The organism is Cohnella sp. LGH (assembly GCF_017671885.1).
Classification (GTDB): Bacteria; Bacillota; Bacilli; order Paenibacillales; family Paenibacillaceae; genus Cohnella; species Cohnella phaseoli.
In genome coordinates this window covers 7,065,700-7,082,047 of sequence record NZ_CP072117.1, presented here as the reverse complement: position 1 = coordinate 7,082,047, position 16,348 = coordinate 7,065,700, and the positions used below count along the sequence as shown (strand labels likewise).

Genomic DNA, 16,348 nt, shown 5'->3' with positions numbered 1-16,348 from the left:
CTCCGATGGCATTTAATTAAAGCGTTTACATAAAGGTTGTTGAGGAGGCGTGCTAAAGATGGAGGAAGAAAAAGTATGGAGCGCGGAGTGGATATGGCTGGATGAGGAACAGGCGCCTAAAGACGGCAAGCCTTATCGTCTCGTCTATTTTCGGAGATCGTTCGACGTGCCGGAAGACGCGGCCGTTCGATTGTCCGTCGACGTATCGGCCGATAGCAGATACCGGTTGTATTTGAATGGAGAGCCCGTCAGCGTTGGTCCTTGCAGAGGGGCGGCAGGGACGCATTATTACGAAAGCGTCGAGCTGACGGCCAGGCTGAAGCCGGGCCGCAACGTTCTGGCCGCTAAAGTGCTGCATTTCGGCAAGGGCTCGCCGCACCCGGATTCCGTAATTAGCAGTCCTAACGGAGCGTTTCTTCTGCAGGGAAAGCTGATGTCGGAAAACGGAAACGAAGTGGAGGATTTGTCGACCTCGGGCGGCGGACAATGGCGATGCCGACCCGATCTGGCGTTATCGCTATTGCCGGAAACCCATACGTGCGTAGGCGGAGGGGAAGCGGTCGACGGTTTTCAACTGGAACACGGCTGGACAAACGAGACATTCGACGATTCGGAATGGCCTGCAGCGGTAAAGGTTAGCCGAGTGGCAGATCCTTTGTACGGGGCGCTTACGCCTTGGCAGCTCGCCGCGCGCACGATCCCGATGCCGTACGAGCAAGAACGGTCGTTCGTCCGGCTTATGCGTTTCGACGGCGACATGGATGCTGGTGGGCGGCTTAATCTTGGCGAGCAGCAGCTTCAGGCATGGGTAGCGGGCAACGAACCGCTGCGGCTGCCGGCGGGAGCGAAGCTGAACGTCGAACTGGACGCAGGCGAGCTGACGACTGGATTTCTGCGATTGATTGCGCAGGGCGGCCGCGGCAGCGAGATTGTTTTCATTTGCGCCGAGTCCTATGCGACGCCGGAAGGGAAAAAGGGAGTTCGGGACGACCCGGAAGGAAAAGTCATTCAAGGCTATCGGGAATCGTATCGGGTAGCCGGCGCGGCGGAGCCACAGCAGGAAATTTACGAAACCTTTCATTATCGGACGTTCCGCTTCGTGCGGCTGGAAATTACCGTAGGCGACGAACCTTTGATTTTTTGCTCGGCGGACTATAGGGAGACGGGCTACCCGCTGGAGGTCAAAGCCTCGTTCGCCAGCTCCGATCCTACGTTTACGCCGCTGTGGGACATCAGCGTTCGCACGCTTCAGCGCTGCATGTACGAGACGTATATGGACTGTCCGTATTATGAGCAATTGCAGTATAGCATGGATACACGATTGCAAATCTGGTTCACGTATTTGATCAGCGGGGACGACAGGCTGGCTCGCAAAGCGATCTTCGATCTGCACAGCTCTCTCTTGCCGAGCGGCATGCTGCTAAGTCGTTCTCCGGCTATGCTGCCGCAAGTCATCCCGGGCTTTGCCTTGTTCTGGATCATGATCGTTCACGATCATTATGTGTATTGGAACGATGCCGAGCTGCTCAAACGATACCGCCCGACCATCGACGCCGTGCTCGACTGGTTCGAACGCCGCACAGGCGAGGACGGGCTCATCGGTCCGATGCCGCAAGGCTACTGGTCCTTCGTCGATTGGGTGCACGAGTGGCAATCCGCTCGCGGCGCTCCCGTGCCGGGCCGGCGCGTGCCGCTTACCGTGTACAATCTGATGTATGCCGACGCGTTGAATAAAGCGGCCGATATCAACGAGCGCACTGGCAGACGGGACACGGCGAAGGAATATCGGGAACGGGCTAACCGCACGATCTCTGCCGTTAAACGGCATGCTTATTCTGAGGAACGGAAGCTGTTCCAGGACGGCCCGGGCATCGAAGAATACAGCCAGCACGCACAGGTATGGGCGGTTCTGTCCGGCGCCGTGCAGGGCGAAGAAGCGCGGCGATTGGCCGTCGCGCTTGCAGAGGACCGCTCGCTGCTTCCGGTGTCCTATGCGATGGCGTTCTTCTACTTCAGAGCCTTGTCCGTCGCGGGGGAATACGATCGTTCGTATCCGTTATGGGACATGTGGCGAGACCAGCTTAAACTGAATATGACGACATGGCTGGAGGATCCGGTATCGGAGCGGAGCGATTGCCACGCTTGGGGGGCAGTGCCGCTATACGAGTTTCCGTGCGAGGTGCTCGGCGTGAATCCGGCGGCGCCGGGGTTCGCCCGCATTCTCATTGAACCGAAGCCGGGCCCGCTGCAATGGGCCGAAGGCAGCGCGATTACGCCTCGCGGCGCGGTCCATGTTGCGTGGCGGATCGAACCGGAGACGGGCCGATTCAGTCTGCGCGCCTCGGGCCTTCAGGGAGTGCCGGTCGAGGTTCGCTTGCCGGGCGGATTCTCCGCATCTTATGAGGGGCTTGACGAGATCGAGATTTAGCTATAAAAGATAAGCGATGAACAAGGTGTAAGGTGTAAGGTGTAGTACCTCCCTCCGATGCAAGACACCCCCAGTTAAGCTCCGAAGCTTATTCCGATTACTTTGAGGAGGTCCCAAAAGCTCGCTCCTGAAACCTGAATGGGTAAACCCGTTGCAAGGTTTCAGGAGCGTCTGAGGTAGTCTCCGGGCTAAACATGACCGACAACCGTAATACTTCCAGATAATCATCGGAAGTTATCCCTGTAATCATCGAAGACGCTTTAGTGACATACACTCCTTGATCTTGGTTGATTTAGACGGTTTTTCCTACAAACGTTCGTCGTTTGAGCCTGAGCAGGGCAGCTTTGTACGATTTTTCGAACATATGTCCGTCGTTTGAACCTTTCGAGCTGCGTTGTACGATTTTTCGGCTGACTTCCCTGCGTAAACTCATGTGTGCAAATAGATCCGCAGTAACGGTTTTAATCGATCATCTCATGCAACTCTACTTATGGGGCAGCCCCTTCACATTAAGATATCCGACAATAGCCTGCTTCAGGCTGCCGGATATCTATTCAAGTGCGAATCTCTCCGCTGTCGGCAGTCACCAACATGCTGGATCAAGCGGGGATCGCGTTTACGGCGACTCCGACCCACAACGTCATCAGCAATCTCGGCTTCGCGCCCGGCGACGGCATGACAGCCAAGCATACGGTAACTTCGTCGAAAACCTGGAACTTCCAATGGTTCTGGGATTCCGCCGAATTGACTCCCGGGGCGACGTAGAATTTGTACGCGGACGTCAAAATTCAATACGCGACCGACGTGTACAAGGACGGAAACGGAGTCGACCGGATCTTCCGACCGACGGGGGACGCCTTCTCTTACGGCGTCTACGACGTGACCGCAAATGCCTATCCGGTCCCGGAGAAACGGATGTCCGCCTCGGCCATGGAAAATATGTTCTGGCACACCGTCAAGATCGGCACCTTCGTTCCTTCCCAGACGAATAGCCAAGTCGTCTATATCATGGCATGGGACAATCCGGGCAATGTCAAAGAGGTCTACGTAGATAAGTTTTATTTCGTGAAGCGATGATTCAAAACGGACATCGGCACTTGCCGAGCATTCGATCGAGATTACGACAAGACGTCAAAGACGGGTAAGGAAGTAAAAATATGCACATTGTTTCAAATGCATCGTTCTCCCTATAATGAAAGCGTAACCAACAGACGCCGGCTGTCTGAACCTATGAATAGGGGGAAATGAGTTGAAGGACAAAAAAGGCGCAAGACTCTCCGTAAAAGGATTAGCGATTCTTCTGGGGGCGACGCTTGTTGTAACCGCTTGCAGCGACAATAAGAAGGAGGAGTCTACAGCGAGTCAGTCGTCTTCGCCGTCTTCGGCCAGCGCGTCTCCTGCCGAACAGGGGGAATCGTCAGCCGCAGCCGATCCGTTCGGCAAATACGATCCGCCAATTCAATTGACCACCGTGCGGAATTTGAACGACGTCGTGGAGAACAACGTGCTGTCAGTGCTGAAGGACGAGTCGTTCGAGGACAACCGTTGGACGCGCATCTATGAAGAACAATTGGGCATCAAGCTAAAATACGACTGGGTCATCAAAGGCGGAGACACCTCGGATCAGTACGTCCAGAAGCTAAACGTGACACTGGCATCCGGAGAACTGCCCGACTTTATTACCGTTAACGCGGTGCAGCTTAAGCAGTTGGCCGAGTCGGATCAAATTGAGGATATGACGGCGCTGTATGAGCAGTACGCTTCGCCGTTTATGAAAGAAGTATTCACTCAGGAAGGCTCGGGTCCGCTTGACGCCGCTACGTTCGACGGCAAGCTGATGGCGATTCCACAGGTTGAGTCGTCCATTGAACGCTCGATGTACATCTGGATTCGCACGGATTGGCTGAACAAGCTGAAGCTGCAGCCGCCGAAGACGATGGCGGATGTGCAAGCGATATCCAAAGCGTTCGCGGAGAACGATCCGGACAACAACGGACAGAGGGATACGTACGGACTGGGTCTGACCAAGGATGTTTTCGGAGGGGCAATGGGACTGGAGGGCTTTATGGCCGGGTTCAATGCCTACCCGAACATTTGGCTCGAGGACGGATCCGGCAAGCTGATATTCGGCAGCATCCAGCCGGAGACGCGCAAGGCGCTGCAAGCGCTTCAGGAAATGAATAAAAACGGCGAGATCGACAAGGAGTTCGGAATCAAGGACGGAGGCAAGGTTTCCGAGCAAATCGCCGCAGGCAAGATCGGCATGGAATACGGCGAGCAATGGAACTCCATCTGGCCGCTCCAGCTTAACAAGAACAACGATAAAGAAGCCCAGTGGCAAGCATTCCCGATAGTGTCAGAAACGGGCGAAACGCCTAAAGTTCCGCTCAAATTCAGCACGACAAAGTTTGTCGCGGTCAAGAAAGGCATCTCGCATCCGGAGGCTGTCGTTAAACTCTTCAACATGCATCTGGAGAAAAACTGGGGAGAAACGGGCGAGTTCGACAAGTATTACGCTCCACCTAACGCGGAGAGCGTATGGCAGCTGTCTCCAGTAACGCCTTACCCGCTCAAGAAAAACCTGGATGCCTTCCGTGAGATCGATGCCGCCCGCAAAGCCGGCGACCTGTCGGTTCTCAAGGGGGAGGCGAAGACGATCCAGGAGAAGCTGGATATGTTCGCTTCGGGCTCTGAGGAAGGCTTCGCGGTGTGGGGCTGGGAACGAATCTACGGTCCGGAAGGCTCGATGGGCATCGCGAACCAGTACGATCAGAACAACCAGTTCCTGATGGATAAATTCGTGGGCACGCCGACGCCGACAATGGTGGAGCGCAAAACGACGCTGGAGAAAATGCAAAACGAAACGTTTATCAAGATCATTTTGGGCCAGCCGATCGAGGAGTTCGACAAGTTCGTCGCCGATTGGAAGAAGCTGGGCGGAGACCAGATTACGCAGGAAGTCAACGAGTGGTATGCAACGCTGAAGTAAGACCTGGCAGGGGAGCGGTTTGATTGAGTCGAGGCGTTCCCCCTGCTTATTCTTACTGGCGCGGGAGGAGAGACCTGATGAGAAATAGACAGATTCGGAAGGAAGCGCCCTTTCACTTGATGATTTTGCCGGGAATGCTGTTTATTTTGACCTTTTCCTATATCCCGATGGCGGGAATTATAATCGCCTTTCAGAAATTCGTTCCGGCCAGAGGGCTGTTCGGCGACCAGAAATGGATCGGACTGGACAACTTCAGGTACGTGATGGACTTGCCCAATTTTATTCAGGTGATCTGGAATACGCTGTACATTTCCAGTTTTAAGCTGGTGCTTGGACTGGCCATTCCGGTGATCTTTGCGATTTTGCTCAACGAGTTGAAAAACGAGGCCATCAAACGCAGCGTCCAGACGAGCATTTATTTGCCTTACTTTCTGTCCTGGGTCGTGCTTGGGGGCATTCTGATCGACTTGCTATCCCCTTCGGGAGGACTTGTGAACATGATGCTCAAGTCCTTTGGTATGGAGCCGATTTTTTTTCTGGGTGACAATAAATGGTTTCCGGCTACGCTGATCGCTTCGGATATCTGGAAGAACTTCGGGTATGGAACCATCGTCTATATGGCCGCCATTACGGGCATCGATCCGGGTCTGTACGAAGCGGCGACGATCGACGGCGCGAATCGTTGGCGCAAAGCCTGGCACATTACGCTGCCGGGCATGAGAATGGTCATCGTGCTGCTGGCCGTACTCAGTCTGGGTCAACTGCTCAACGCCGGCTTTGATCAGGTATTTAATCTGTACAGCCCGCAAGTGTACCAGAGCGGGGACATTCTGGACACGTTCGTGTACCGGATCGGTCTGCTGGAGGCTCAATACGGCGTCGCCACCGCGGTAGGCTTCTTCAAATCGATCGTGTCGCTTGTGTTGATCTCAAGCGCGTACTATTTCGCTTACCGTTTCGCCAAATACAGGATTTTCTAGGAGGGTTCCGATGACCAGCCGTTCTTTCCAACCGGCGGATCACGCTCCGCCCTCGTTCCGACGCGCAGGCAAACGGTTTGATTGGTTTGCGTTCGCCAACTCGGCGTTTTTGATCGCGGTCGCTTTGCTCTGCATCCTGCCGTTGATTCATATTATCGCTTTGTCGTTCAGCTCGAGCGCAGCCGCGGCGTCCGGATACGTCAAGCTGTGGCCGGTAGATTTCACGCTGGCCTCCTATGAGTTTACCGCTTCGCGCAGCGCGTTCTGGGTATCCATGCTGACCTCGATTCAAAGAATTGCCATGGGCACGCCTCTTAACCTGCTGCTGACGATTCTCGTCGCCTACCCCTTGTCGAAGGCGACGGAACAGTTCCGGTTTCGACTGGTGTACGCCTGGATCTTCTTTTTGACGATGCTGTTTAACGGGGGACTAATTCCGTGGTATATTACGATTAAACAGCTCGGCCTCCTGGATTCCATCTGGGCGCTGGTGCTGCCCGGGGCGGTGCCGGCCTTCAGCATCGTGCTGCTGCTGAATTTCTTCCGGGCCGTGCCCAAGGAGATGGAGGAGTCCGCCGTCATCGACGGCGCGAGCCAGTGGACAACGCTGTGGCGCATTTATGTGCCGATCTCCAAGCCCGCTATCGCCACGTTGGCTCTGTTTTCCATGGTCGAGCACTGGAACAGCTGGTTTGACGGGTTGATCCTGATGGGGGATCCGTCCCACTATCCACTGCAAAGCTACATTCAAACCATCGTCGTTCAGATGAATCTCGGATCGATGTCGATGGAGGAGTTAAAGAACCTGGCCCGAATTTCCGATCGGACGCTCAAGGCTTCCCAAATCTTCCTGGGCTCTCTGCCGATCATCGCCGTTTATCCGTTTCTTCAAAGATTTTTCGTTAAAGGCATCGTGCTGGGAAGCGTTAAAGGCTAGCGCCGTCCGCATCTCAGTTCAGTCGACGGACGGGAGCGGCCGCGCGACATTGAAGCGGGGGAGAAAGCCATGCGCCGAGAATTCTCTTTTCGCAATACGATCTTTATTCGACTTGTCGCGACCTTTATGCTCATCATGGTTCCGGTTGCGCTTCTCGGAATTTATATTTATCAGTGGGCGATTCGGACGACAAGCGAGGACATTTCCAGGACGGCCGAATCGCAAATCGCATTTTATCTGAACGACCTCGATAACGAAATCGAACGCATGAAGCTGCTGCAATACGGCCTGCTGGAGGATACGGATCTGAACAAGCTGGCCATTACGTGGGAGACGATGGGAACCATCGACCGGATGGACAAGATTAATTCGGTCACTAACCGAATCATTTCGATCCAGAACAGCAGCCGCTATATTCGGGACGTCAACGTCCATATCGGAACGATCGGCAAAACGCTGTCCGCGCTGGTCGGTCCCGGCGAGCTCGACGAGGGCAAATTCATGGCCTTCGGCACGGAGTCGGTCCGTCGGAAGGTCGGAACCCGCCTGATCGATTGGAACGGCGAGCTTTACCTCAGCGCGGTCAATGCCAGAGGGAGCAGGGGGAGAGAGCCCCTCTTCATCGTTGAAATCGAACTGGATCGCCAGCGTCTGCAGGAGGCGCTGGGACAATTCAACACTTATCCGGACAGCGGCACCTTGTTGGCTTTCGGGAGCAACGGCTACGGAGTAAGCAGCGGAGCGAATTCGATTCGGGAAGGCGCGGCCGAGATTATCCGCCTTCTGGAGCAGTTTCCGACCGACGGGTCGGAAACGTTTACTCTGGGCGGACAGAGCTACTTCGTCTCGGTCGCCCATTCCGAGCGGCTGGAAATGTCCATCTACCGGTTGATCAACGATCGCATTGTCCGCAAGCCTCTGGACAAATTTTATCTGCTGGGCTGGTTGATTGCCGTTGGCGCAATCGGCATTATTTTTATTTACGCGTTATCCACCTACAAATTCATCCACAAACCGCTTCTCAAGCTGGTCCGAGGGTTCCGGCGGCTCGAAAGCGGCGATATGGATTTGACCATCGCGCACGAGACGAACGACGAGTTCAGATATATTTATAACCGCTTCAACCAGATGGTCGTTAATTTGCGATCGTTGATCGACCAGGCGTACAAACAGAAGATTCTGACCCAGAAGGCGGAGCTGAAGCAGCTTCAATCTCAAATTAAACCTCACTTTCTGTATAACAGCTTTTTCATTTTGAATACGATGGCCAAGACCGGAGATACGGAGCGAATCGAGCTGTTTACCACGCAGCTGGGCGAATATTTCCGTTTCGTCACCCGGAACGCTTCCGACGAGATCGATCTCATGCAGGAGATTCGCCATGCCCGCATGTACACCGAGATTCAGGAAATGCGCTTCTACAAGCGGGTAAAGGCGCGCTTTGACGAGCTGCCGCCGGAATTCGAACGGCTGCGCGTGCCGCGCCTCATCGTACAGCCGTTGATCGAAAACGCTTTCGAGCACAGTCTGGAGAAAAAAGCAAGGGACGGGCGGATCGATGTGCGATTCGAGCAGCGCGACCGTTGGGCTTGCATCGTCATTGAGGATAACGGCGGCTTGAGCGATGAAGAGCTCGAACGGATTGTCCGAAAGCTGGAGCACGACAATTCGGAATCCGAAACGACAGGGATCGTCAATGTGCACCGGCGCATTGCTTTCGCTTACGGCGAGGGCAGCGGGCTGAGCATCGCCCGGGGCGCGCTCGGCGGGCTGGAGGCGACGATCCGCATTCCGTTGGAGGAGGCGAAGCCGAATGTACAGGCTGCTAGTGGTTGACGACGAAGCAATCATTGCGGACGGCGTGACCGAAATCCTCGGGTCGCTGAACGTCCCTGGACTGGATATTTGCACGGCCTATTCGGGAATGGAGGCGCTGGACTGGCTGAACAGCACGCGCGTCGATATTGTGCTGTCGGACATCCGCATGCCCGAGCTGAGCGGGCTGGAGCTGATGGATATCATTCATCGAAAATGGCCGCGCTGCCGGATCATTTTTCTAACCGGCTACGACGATTTCCAATCTGTCTATAAGGCGATTCAAATTCAAGGCGTCCGCTTCCTGCTTAAGACCGAAGGATACGCCAAGTTGATCGCCGAAGTTCAAGCTGCGATTCGTGAGCTGGAGGAGGAACTGCGGACCGATCATCTTCTGCAGCAGGCGGCGAAGCAGCGGAGCCGTCTGGAGACGTTGGCCCAAGGCGAGTACTTCCGGCAATTGCTGGCCGGAGCGGAAAGCTCAAGCTTGGAGGAACGGAAGACCAATTTCCACAGTCTGTCGATTCCGCTTTCCGGCGACGCGCCGGTTTTTCTGGTGCAAGGAAGTTTCTTGCGGTCCGCCTCCGCCGCTTCATTCACGATGCGCCAGGAAAAGGCGCTGGACGTCAAATTTCTGGTGGATCGGTACCTGTCGGATCTGACGCAATGCGCGGGAATTGTAGATCGCTATGGTGACTTGCTGTGGCTCGTTCAGCCGAAGGACGAGGGGACAGAACCGGCGGCTTCCGGCACGGAGCTGGTGCGATTTGTGGAGGGGATGCTGGAGCTGGCGCAGGAAGCGTGCTCGAAGGCGCTGGGTACGGAAATCGCTTTTGTCTTGACTGGCCAGGCTTGCTCGTGGGAACGTCTTCCTGCGGTATATGACCGCATTCGGCAAATGCAGCATGGGCGAATCGGAGACGGCTCAAGTATGGTCATGACCGTTCAGGTATGTTGTCGCGAGGGCGCGGAACCGACGCGGGAGCCGATTCGCAGCGAGAGGTTCGAGAGACTTGCCGGCCATCTGGAGAGCGGCCGAAGCGAAGATTTCCTTGCCCTCCTCAGAGAAATCCTTCGTCCTGTGCGGGGGAATCCGGAGGCAGACAAGCAACAAGCGATGGAGCTGTATTACTCTGCAGCGCTGGTTATGCTGTCCTATATCAACCGGCGGGAGCTGCAGGAGTGGGTACCGGCGAACGGGCTGATGCAGTTCGACTCCCATGCCACTTGGGAGGAGGGAGCAGATTATCTTGAAAGTGTAGCCAAAGCATTGTTCGAGTGCAGGAAAAAAGGAGAGGGAAGCAGAGCTGCAGGTGCGATGGAGGAAATCGGACAATACATCGAAGGGCATCTGGAGGAGGATCTGTCGCTTGTTCGGTTATCCCGGCGATTTCACTTCAATCCTTCGTACCTGTCCCGCATCTTCAAGCAGGAGAACGGCATGAATCTGTCGGAGTTCATCGAGAAGGCCAGGCTAAGGAAAGCCAAGGAGATGCTTGCTCAAGACGGACTAAGGATCAACGAAATCGGGGTCAAAGTAGGTTACGAATCGCCCCATTCCTTTACCCGTTTCTTCAAGAAGTCGATGGGAACGACTCCACAGGAATATCGGGAGGGGGCAAGGGGGAAAGCTTGACGAAAGGGCGAAGCCGTCCGGCCTCGAAGAATCGGCATAAGGTTCAATCGACGCGTTCTATCCGAAGCGAATCCAGAAGCGTCGGCATCGTGGCTAACGAACCGGATATGGAGAACCATTTCGACAAGGTGGCTTCGAAGGAAGTGTCCCTGACCCCTAGGAAGGCAGATCGCTGCTAATCGATCCAATATGTCCATAAATGGATGGAATCTGCAACTGTGAGGGAACCTAAACAGCTTAAGGGTTACCTTCTTTTTGATTTTTATTGACAAGCGGCAAAACTCACGCTATATTTATGAATAATTAATAAACCCACTGAATTAATTAATGAATTGATGATATGCTTATTAAAAAGGGAGTTTATTATAACGTGAAAGAAATTAAACACGATCAACGCATGATCAGAGAGCATCATTTGCTGCTGCTGTTTAAAATAATCAAAAGAAATGGTCCGATATCCCGGGCCGAACTAGCTAAAAAGACACAAATGAGCGCGACAAGCGCAAGCAGGATCGTCAAGGAATTGATCGATCAGAACTTCGTGGAGGAAATCGGGCAAACCGAAGGAAGCGTCGGACGCAGAGCCACGCTGCTGAAGGTGAATCCAAGCGGAGCGCTCATGATTGGAATTAACATTGATCTGGAGTCCATTGAAGCGGGAATTGTTGATCTTAACGGCAAGATCATGATGAAGCGGGACAGAGAGATCGATTTGTCGCTTCCTCCAACGGAAGTGCTGGGCCATGTCGTGGAGCTGGTTAATACGATCAAGCAGCAGATCGGGGATTTGGCGAATCGGATTATCGGCGGCGGCGTCAGCATTCCCGGTATTGTGGAATGGCCGCAGGGCAGAGTGGTTATGATTCCGCAGTTTCACTGGGCCAATGTCGAGATCAGGAAATATCTTGAAGAGAAAATCGGGATGACGATACTCGTCGACAATCAGGTAAAAGCAATTTTGCTGGGCGAAAGTCTGTATGGCAGCGTCGTTGGTGTGAACAACGCGGCATGCATTTTTGTTGGTAGCGGTGTGGGCGGAGCGTTTATGGACAAGGGTGAAGTGATTCGGGGGAGCAAGAACATTGCGGGAGAGATTGGCCATACGACGATCGATCCCGGCGGCTCCTTGTGCGATTGCGGCAGATTCGGCTGTTTGCAGACGTTTATATGCGCTTCAGCTCTGGAAAAGGAAAGCGGAAAGCCCATTCAGGAAATATTCGCAGCGGATCAGCGCCAGGAGACGTGGGCGGTTAATCTGCTCGACAGAGCCGCCGAATATTTGTCTATGACGATATCGAACGTCGTCTGCACTTACAACCCGGAAGCCGTCGTTCTGGTGGGGACCATGATCGATCAGCATCCTCAGTGGGCCAAAAAGGTGGAGCAAAAATGCAAACGGTACCTATGGAATAATTTTGACAGGATGCTTGAAATTCGCTATCCGCAGATCGGGTCCCATGCCGGTATTGTGGGGGCAAGCTGTCTGGTTTTGAGGGAGTTTCTGGAATCACCCATCAGCAAGTGATTCCTTTTTGTCTAATTAATAAATCCAGTAGAGTAATTAATTAAATGATAGCCAATCTGGAAAGCGTGTAAAGTTGACTAATGTAAGGGGGTGATTGGAAAAAATAGCAGTATTGCATTTCCGATTTTGAAAGCGTGTTCAATTCGACACTAGGAGGCTCACAAACAGATGGCACAAACAAAAAAGGGAGTATTCGTTGTTCTAATGTTGATTATGGCAGTATTGGTCGCTGCCTGCGGAGAGAATAAAGGAAAGCCCGGCGAGACTGGAGGAGCTGATCCGGAGAAAGAGACAAACAAAAAAATCCGAATCGGCATCGCAATGAAGACGGAGGTTCAGCCAAGATGGAAGTTTGACTTGCAGTATATGCAGGAGAAGGCGCAGGAATTGGGCGCGGAGCTGATTGTGCAATGGGCGAACGACGACGTGTCCAAGCAAGCGAATCAGGTTGAAAATTTGCTTTCCCAGGGCATTGATGCGCTCGTCATTGTGCCGGTCAGCGACAAGACCGGTCCGGTTGTAGACAAGGCGAAAAGCGCGGGTGTTCCTGTAATCGCGTACGACGCAATGATTCAGAATTCGGACATCGATCTTTATGTGACGCGGAACAACTACAAGGTTGGCGAATTGCAGGCTGAAGCCGCCTTGAAGTATACCGGAGGCAAGGGAAACTTCGTTCTGCTCAAGGGCGATCCGGCTACGACAGTCGCGCAGGGAATTGCCCAAGCCTATGAAAAAATTCTGAAAACCAACGCGAATATCAGCATCGTAGCGGAGCAATGGCATCAAAACTGGTCGACGGAAAAAGCTCTGAAAACAGCAGAGGATGCCCTGTCCGCACAAAATGACAACATTCAAGCGTTTGTCAGCTCCAATGATGGCATGGCTATGGGAATAACGCAGGCGGTAAAAGGACGCGATCTTGACGGTAAAGTGTTCATCTCCGGTTTGGACGTAGAAGTAGGCAGCGCACGCCTGATCGCGGAGGGCATTCAAACGATGTCTGTGTGGACCAAATTGGATGAAGGAGCCAAACGGACGATTGAAGCGGCTGTAGAGCTTGCCAAGGGAGAAATGCCGCAAGCCGATGAGGTCACGAATAACGGGAAGAAAGACGTACCGACATTGGCCGTCGACGTGGTGGAAGTCAACAAGGACAACCTGTGCACGTTTATCAACGAGATGGCTCCGACCGGATGGATGACCGAAGAGGAGGTATTCGTCAACGTTCCTAATGCATGCAAATAAACCGTGAAGCCAGTACGTCGCCTCTGCGGCGGCGTACTCCTTCCAACGAAGGGAGAGGGAACAATTGGATGCGACAGCCTTAGAGATGGACAATATCAGCATACAATTTCCCGGTGTTTTGGCTGTTGACAGTGCCAGCCTTCGCATCAAGAAGGGAGAAGTCAGGGCGATTGTCGGCGAGAACGGCGCCGGAAAATCGACGCTGATGAAAATATTGTCCGGCGTTCACCGAGCAGGGAGCTATAGCGGAGAAATCAGGTTGAACGGTCAGACCGTAAAGCTCACTGGCGTAGCGGATGCGGAGAAGAGCGGGATTACGATGGTGCCACAGGAGCTTAATTTGATCGACGAGATGACGGTTGCGGAGAACCTGCTGCTGAACCAGATGCCCGGCAAGGCGGGTATCGTCAATTTTCAGCAATTGTATCAAGTGGCTCAAGCTATGCTGGACGATATCGGGCTTGAGGTGTCGCCAACCGTCAAAGTCAAGGAACTGGGCGTTGCTCAGAAGCAGATGGTCGTCATCGGGAAAGCGTTGGGCAATCAGGTTAAAGTGTTGATCCTTGACGAGCCGACCTCTACTTTGTCCGATATGGAAAGCGAGATTTTGTTCGAGAAGATCAGGCAACTGAAGAAGAACGGAATTACGTGTCTCTATATTTCTCATCGTCTTGAAGAAGTGCTCGATTTGTCAGACTCGATAACGGTAATGCGAGACGGCAAGATCATTACGACAAAGCCCGTAGAGGAAATGGACGAGCAGAAAATTGTTTCTTACATGATCGGACGGGACCTGGAAAACTTCTTTCCGGAGACGACGCGACGCCCGGGCGATGTCGTACTCACGGTAAATAACTATAGCGTGTACGATACGAAGCTGCCAGACCGCAAGCTGGTGGACGGAGCATCACTAGAGCTCCGCGCCGGAGAAATACTCGGGGTATATGGGCTGGTTGGAGCCGGCCGCACGGAATTGGCCCTGGGTCTTCTCGGAGGATGGCCCGCACAAACGGAAGGCGAGGTTAAAATCGACGGGAAGGCGGTGCGGATTGCTAACCCTTCAGAGGCGATCGAAGCTGGGCTCGGCTATTTGCCCGAGGACCGGAAGCGGCAGGGGATTATCGAGCTCATGTCCGTGAGCTCGAACATCTCCGTATCCAGTATTGATCGACTTTGCCGTATGGGCGTGATCGATCAGAGCGCGGAGCTGGAAAAGAACACGCAATTTGTCGCCGACCTTTCCATTCGTACGGCAAGTCTGGAGACGGCGATCAAATCCTTGAGCGGCGGAAATCAGCAAAAATGCGTGCTTGCCCGTCTGATCGCCGCGGATACAAAGGTTATGCTGCTGGACGAGCCGACCCAAGGCGTCGATATTGGGGCGAAGACGGAGGTCTATGCTTTGCTGGACCAGTTGGCGAAGGCCGGAAAAGCGATTCTGCTCATCTCGTCCGATCTGCCCGAGGTGCTGGGGGTTTCGGACCGGGTGCTGGTCATGCGGCAGGGGAGAATCGTTGCTTCCTTGTTGCCCAAGGAAACGAACCGTCATCAAGTGCTGGAGTATGCCACTTTAGGGTACAGCACAGTGGAAGGGGAAAAGAAAAATGTCTAACCCGCTGCTTGACAAAAAAGGCGAGGAATCCGGCAAAATCAACTGGTTTGGAAAAATCAGCTGGAAGAGTCTGCTTATTTTTGCCGGCATCTTAATTTTAATGATCATTTTCAACGATTTGACCAATGGCGTATTTTTATCGCAGCGAAATATATCTCTGCTGCTGAAGCAGTCGGCCATTTTGGGCGTTGTTTCCGCCGGAATGGTGCTGCTGATCGTGGCCCGGCAAATCGACTTGAGCGCGGGCTCGGCGGTGTACTTGGTCAGTGCGGTCATGGCGCAATTGTCAGTTACCTATCAGTGGGGGCTAGTGCCTTCGATTTTGTGCGCACTGCTGGCGGGTTTACTGATGGGAGCCTGGCAAGGGCTGCTTGTTGCCAAATTTAATATTCCCGCTTTCATTGTTACCCTGGCGGGCATGCTCATTTTCAAAGGGGTCGGTTATGTCTGGACCAACGCAGCAACGCTTGGTCCTGTATCCTCCGATCTGGTGTTCCTGAGCGAGGGCTACGTCTCGACTGCAGGGTCAGCCATCCTTATTATTGCCGGGGCCGCACTTGCAATCGGTCTGGTTATGAGGGATGCGGCTCGGTTGAAGAAATGGGTGAAGTCAGGCGCGAAAATGTGGTACAAGGCTGCGATCATAGCCGTTGTGGCCGTACTGGTAGGCTGGATTTTCCTTGGCTATCGCGGCATTCCTATGGCCGTATTGATTATGGCAGCCACCGTCACGGTTCTATATTTCGTCATGTCACGCACCAAGTTTGGCCGCAATTTGTATGTCATTGGCGGAAACCCGGATGCGGCAAGATTGGCCGGGATCAAGACGACGAAGCATTTATTCCAGTCGTTTGTTCTGATGGGCGCGGTTTACGGAATTGCCGGCGTGCTGATTACGGCAAGGTTGGGCAGCTCGGCTCCAACTGCAGGAAACTTATTGGAGCTGGATGCGATTGCCGCAGCCGTAATAGGGGGCACGAGTCTTTCCGGCGGTGTGGGCGTTATTCCAGGCGCGTTGATCGGCGCTCTGCTGTTATCGGCTATTGACAACTGCATGAGTCTCATGAACGTATCTTCATTTCTACAGATGGTCGTTAAAGGGCTCATTCTGCTGGCCGCAGTCTGGTTCGACGTCTCTGTACGCAAGAGAAAATAGCTATTAAGGCATAATGGGAGCA

At 53.7% G+C, this 16,348-nt stretch carries 13 protein-coding genes; all 13 read left to right on the top strand.

The window, feature by feature from the left end:
- The first annotated feature begins 58 nt into the window (after positions 1-58).
- The 13 genes from J4772_RS29265 to J4772_RS29205 all read left to right on the top strand — a co-directional run bounded on the left by J4772_RS29265 (position 59) and on the right by J4772_RS29205 (position 16,326).
- Positions 59-2,428 (top strand): alpha-L-rhamnosidase-related protein, encoded by a 2,370-nt coding sequence (locus tag J4772_RS29265; RefSeq protein ID WP_209072585.1) that lies wholly within the window; start codon positions 59-61, stop codon positions 2,426-2,428.
- Between the two features lie 558 nt (positions 2,429-2,986).
- Complete coding sequence (locus tag J4772_RS29260; RefSeq protein ID WP_209072584.1) at positions 2,987-3,193, top strand: hypothetical protein; 207 nt, start codon at positions 2,987-2,989, stop codon at positions 3,191-3,193.
- Between the two features lie 3 nt (positions 3,194-3,196).
- Positions 3,197-3,505 carry a hypothetical protein gene (locus J4772_RS29255; protein WP_209072583.1) on the top strand — a complete coding sequence of 103 codons (309 nt, stop codon included), beginning with the start codon at positions 3,197-3,199 and terminating at the stop codon, positions 3,503-3,505.
- A gap of 172 nt (positions 3,506-3,677) precedes the next feature.
- Positions 3,678-5,417: an extracellular solute-binding protein gene (locus tag J4772_RS29250; RefSeq protein WP_209072582.1), complete on the top strand. Its 1,740-nt coding sequence runs from the start codon at positions 3,678-3,680 to the stop codon at positions 5,415-5,417.
- A gap of 77 nt (positions 5,418-5,494) precedes the next feature.
- Positions 5,495-6,397 carry an ABC transporter permease gene (locus J4772_RS29245; RefSeq protein WP_209072581.1) on the top strand — a complete coding sequence of 301 codons (903 nt, stop codon included), beginning with the start codon at positions 5,495-5,497 and terminating at the stop codon, positions 6,395-6,397.
- Between the two features lie 10 nt (positions 6,398-6,407).
- A complete protein-coding gene (locus tag J4772_RS29240) occupies positions 6,408-7,334 on the top strand; it encodes a carbohydrate ABC transporter permease (protein ID WP_209072580.1) in 927 nt (308 codons plus the stop codon).
- Between the two features lie 69 nt (positions 7,335-7,403).
- Positions 7,404-9,170: a sensor histidine kinase gene (locus J4772_RS29235; RefSeq protein WP_209072579.1), complete on the top strand. Its 1,767-nt coding sequence runs from the start codon at positions 7,404-7,406 to the stop codon at positions 9,168-9,170.
- Positions 9,148-10,785: a response regulator transcription factor gene (locus J4772_RS29230; RefSeq protein WP_209072578.1), complete on the top strand. Its 1,638-nt coding sequence runs from the start codon at positions 9,148-9,150 to the stop codon at positions 10,783-10,785. Before J4772_RS29235 ends, J4772_RS29230 begins: the two co-directional genes overlap by 23 nt.
- Positions 10,782-10,964 (top strand): hypothetical protein, encoded by a 183-nt coding sequence (locus tag J4772_RS29225; RefSeq protein ID WP_209072577.1) that lies wholly within the window; start codon positions 10,782-10,784, stop codon positions 10,962-10,964. The genes J4772_RS29230 and J4772_RS29225 overlap by 4 nt, the downstream gene beginning before the upstream one ends.
- 191 nt (positions 10,965-11,155) lie before the next feature.
- Positions 11,156-12,310, top strand: coding sequence for an ROK family transcriptional regulator (locus tag J4772_RS29220; RefSeq protein WP_209072576.1), 1,155 nt, complete (start codon positions 11,156-11,158; stop codon positions 12,308-12,310).
- A gap of 168 nt (positions 12,311-12,478) precedes the next feature.
- Positions 12,479-13,558 carry a sugar ABC transporter substrate-binding protein gene (locus J4772_RS29215; protein ID WP_209072575.1) on the top strand — a complete coding sequence of 360 codons (1,080 nt, stop codon included), beginning with the start codon at positions 12,479-12,481 and terminating at the stop codon, positions 13,556-13,558.
- A gap of 64 nt (positions 13,559-13,622) precedes the next feature.
- Positions 13,623-15,170, top strand: a complete 1,548-nt coding sequence (locus J4772_RS29210) for a sugar ABC transporter ATP-binding protein (RefSeq protein ID WP_209072574.1) — start codon at positions 13,623-13,625, stop codon at positions 15,168-15,170.
- Positions 15,163-16,326 (top strand): sugar ABC transporter permease, encoded by a 1,164-nt coding sequence (locus J4772_RS29205; RefSeq protein WP_209072573.1) that lies wholly within the window; start codon positions 15,163-15,165, stop codon positions 16,324-16,326. The genes J4772_RS29210 and J4772_RS29205 overlap by 8 nt, the downstream gene beginning before the upstream one ends.
- Positions 16,327-16,348 lie beyond the last annotated feature (22 nt).

Coding starts and splice junctions, on each gene's coding strand:
- J4772_RS29235 (WP_209072579.1), top strand. CDS start 7,404: ATGCGCCGAGAATTCTCTTTTCGCAATACGATCTTTATTCGACTTGTC.
- J4772_RS29265 (WP_209072585.1), top strand. CDS start 59: ATGGAGGAAGAAAAAGTATGGAGCGCGGAGTGGATATGGCTGGATGAG.
- J4772_RS29205 (WP_209072573.1), top strand. CDS start 15,163: ATGTCTAACCCGCTGCTTGACAAAAAAGGCGAGGAATCCGGCAAAATC.
- J4772_RS29215 (WP_209072575.1), top strand. CDS start 12,479: ATGGCACAAACAAAAAAGGGAGTATTCGTTGTTCTAATGTTGATTATG.
- J4772_RS29230 (WP_209072578.1), top strand. CDS start 9,148: ATGTACAGGCTGCTAGTGGTTGACGACGAAGCAATCATTGCGGACGGC.
- J4772_RS29245 (WP_209072581.1), top strand. CDS start 5,495: ATGAGAAATAGACAGATTCGGAAGGAAGCGCCCTTTCACTTGATGATT.
- J4772_RS29240 (WP_209072580.1), top strand. CDS start 6,408: ATGACCAGCCGTTCTTTCCAACCGGCGGATCACGCTCCGCCCTCGTTC.